The sequence below is a fragment of the Arthrobacter sp. SPT-J7 genome (assembly GCF_059089965.1).
In genome coordinates, this window is the sequence record NZ_JBNHFF010000334.1 from 1 (window position 1) to 2,592 (window position 2,592).

Below are 2,592 nucleotides of genomic sequence, written 5' to 3' on the forward strand. Positions count from 1 at the left end.
CCACTCGCCGTCCAGCTCCTGCGCCCAGCCTACACCTGCCCGTCGCCTTCCGAGGCGGCGGGCATTTTGTTTTTGCGATTGGGGTGGCGGCGCTATGCCCGGGGGCCTCGGATGCGGGCAAAACCCTTCCAGAGCCCGTAGACGGCGCCGCAGGCGGTGGCCGCCTTGAGGCCTAAGGTGGCTGCGCGGCGGCCCGCCCGGAAGTCGTAGACGGGCCAGTTGTTGTCGCGGGCGTGGCGGCGGAGGCGGGCGTCCGGGTTGATGGCCACCGGGTGGCCCACCAAGGTCAGCAGCGGAATGTCGTTGTAGGAGTCGCTGTAGGCCCAGCAGCGCTTCAGGTCCAGCTCCTCCGCGTCCGCGACTGCCCGGACAGCCGCTGCTTTCGCCGAGCCGTGCAGGATGTCTCCCACCAGGCGGCCGGTGTACATGCCCTCCGAAATCTCCCCGACTGTCCCCAAGGCTCCGGTGAGTCCCAGCCGGGTGGAGATCACAGTGGCAACTTCGATGGGAGTAGCGGTGACCAGCCACACCCGCCGGCCGACCCGCAGGTGCTGCTCGGCCAGGGCCTTCGCGCCAGGCCAGATCCGGGAGGCGATCATCTCGTCGTAGACCTCTTCGCCGAGGGCCTTGACGTCGTCAACCGTGATGCCTGCAGCCAATGTAAGCGCGGAGTCGCGGACGGCGTGAACGTCGTCCATGTTTTCGCCGCGGGCCACGAACTTGAACTGCTTCCACGCGAACCCGGCTGCCTGGGCCATGGTGAAGGCTCCGCGCTGGTGCATCTTGCGGGCGACATGGAAGAGGCTGGCGCCGCGCATGAGGGTATTGTCCACATCGAAGAACGCCGCCTCGCCGGGTTGCGGTGCCGCAACCGGCTTGGTGACTACGGCGACGTACTTCTCCTCAGGCATGAAGTTGAGTCTAGTCAACCCAGTCGGTGTACTCGGTCGGCGTCGCGGGCCACAGTCAACGGGGCTACGGTTAAGTCATGGCAACACCGCGCGTCGTCCTGATCACCAAAGCAGACTGCCACCTTTGCGAAGAGGCGCGCGACGCCGTCGGGCGGGTTACTGCCTCGCTGGGGCTGGACTGGACGGAAGAGTTGGTGGACCACCAGCCGGAACTGCGGGACCGCTACGCCGAGGAGATCCCGGTAGTGCTGGTGGATGGCGTGCAGCGCGACTTCTGGAAGATCGATGAGATCCGGCTGGGACGCATACTTCAGCGGGCCATGGCAGGGTAGGGGAGCAGCACCGGTGACCGCGCAGGCTTTGCGGCGGGCTGCTTTGTGGGCATCGGCCGGGGGGCTCTAGAGTGGAGTCACAACGCGATGCGAGGGAGGGGCTGGTGGCTTCGTTGGATTCAACTCCCCAGGCTGTCCCGGATCTTTCAGACACCACGGGCACGCCAGCCAAACAGATTCCGCCTGCAGCGGTGGCCCGGCTGACGCTTTACCTGCGTGCCCTGAACACCCTGCTTGCCGAGGGAGTGGAGCGCGTCTCCTCCGAATCTCTCGCCGAAGCCTCGGGCGTTAGTTCCGCCACGCTGCGCAAGGACCTGTCCCACGTGGGCTCCTACGGAACCCGCGGCGTCGGCTACGAAGTCCAGTACCTGAGCCGGCACATCGCTGCGGCACTCGGACTGACGCACGACTGGAAGGTCGCCATCGTCGGTGCCGGCAACCTTGGCAAGGCCTTGGCACGGTACGGCGGATTCGAATCGCGCGGGTTCGACGTAGTGGCCATTTTTGACGCCGACCAGATGGTGGTGGGCAATGAAGTGGGGTGGCTGCGCGTCAGCGATGTCGCCGACCTGGAAACAGTGCTCCACCGGACCGGAGCGAACATGGTGGTGCTGGCGCTGCCGGCGGCCGTCGCGCAGGATGTCTGCGACCGTGTGGTGGCCGCCGGGGTCCGCAGCGTCCTGAGTTTCGCCCCCGTCATGCTCCAGGTGCCCGAGGGAGTCAACCTCCGCAAAGTGGACATGGCCACTGAACTGCAGATCCTGGCCTACCACGCACAACGGGCGCAGGCCCCGGGGCAGACCGCCTAGTTTCTCAGGCGGTTCCGGGGCCCACGCCCGCTGGTGCGGGAAGTGCGTAAACCTACCGGCCGTAGGGGTTGCCCAGGCCGCCACCATAAGGGTTGGCGAAGGGCTGCTGCTTCCGGAAGTAGGGAGCAGCCGCCGGAAGGTACAGCAGGACGATGGCGGCGATCCCCAGGAGCGTGCCGATGGTTCCAATGCTGGGAGGACCGAAGAGGCCGAAGATGGACAGTGCAGCGAACACGGTACCCAGGATACGCGCCCAGTTCTTGCCCTTGCGGATGAAGAAGGCCACCAGCAGGTAGAGCCCTGCGCCGAGGATGGCGAAGACCACCAGGGTGCCGGCGATGACGCCCTTGATGTCCTCGTATGTGACGCCCGCTCCACTGCCTTCCATCTGCTGCTCAAAGGTCTGGCGGAATACCGGGTCGTCCAGCTGGGTGAGCCCGGTGAGCATGGAGATGACGAAGATTGCGGCCGAGGCGATCAGCAGCCAAAACGAGATGTTGACCAGCTGCGGCACCCCGTTGCTGCCTGTGGGCTGCGGCT

At 66.1% G+C, this 2,592-nt stretch carries 3 protein-coding genes and 1 pseudogene; 2 read left to right on the forward strand and 2 right to left on the reverse strand.

Features of this window, described 5'->3' with window-relative positions; genetic code table 11:
• Positions 1-92: 92 nt before the first annotated feature.
• Positions 93-911 carry an HAD family hydrolase gene (locus tag AC5RWX_RS32245; RefSeq protein WP_494100251.1) on the reverse strand — a complete coding sequence of 273 codons (819 nt, stop codon included), beginning with the start codon at positions 909-911 and terminating at the stop codon, positions 93-95.
• A gap of 77 nt (positions 912-988) precedes the next feature.
• Between AC5RWX_RS32245 and AC5RWX_RS32250 the strand changes: the two genes are divergently transcribed.
• Together AC5RWX_RS32250 and AC5RWX_RS32255 are read left to right on the forward strand one after the other, a co-directional pair.
• Entirely contained in the window at positions 989-1,243 is a 255-nt protein-coding gene (locus AC5RWX_RS32250; RefSeq protein WP_494100252.1) for a glutaredoxin family protein, read from the forward strand.
• A 104-nt stretch (positions 1,244-1,347) separates the two neighbouring features.
• Positions 1,348-2,052, forward strand: a complete 705-nt coding sequence (locus AC5RWX_RS32255; protein WP_494100253.1) for a redox-sensing transcriptional repressor Rex — start codon at positions 1,348-1,350, stop codon at positions 2,050-2,052.
• Between the two features lie 52 nt (positions 2,053-2,104).
• Here AC5RWX_RS32255 and AC5RWX_RS32260 read toward each other — a convergent pair.
• Positions 2,105-2,592 (reverse strand): annotated as a pseudogene (locus AC5RWX_RS32260) (hypothetical protein); the annotation flags it as partial.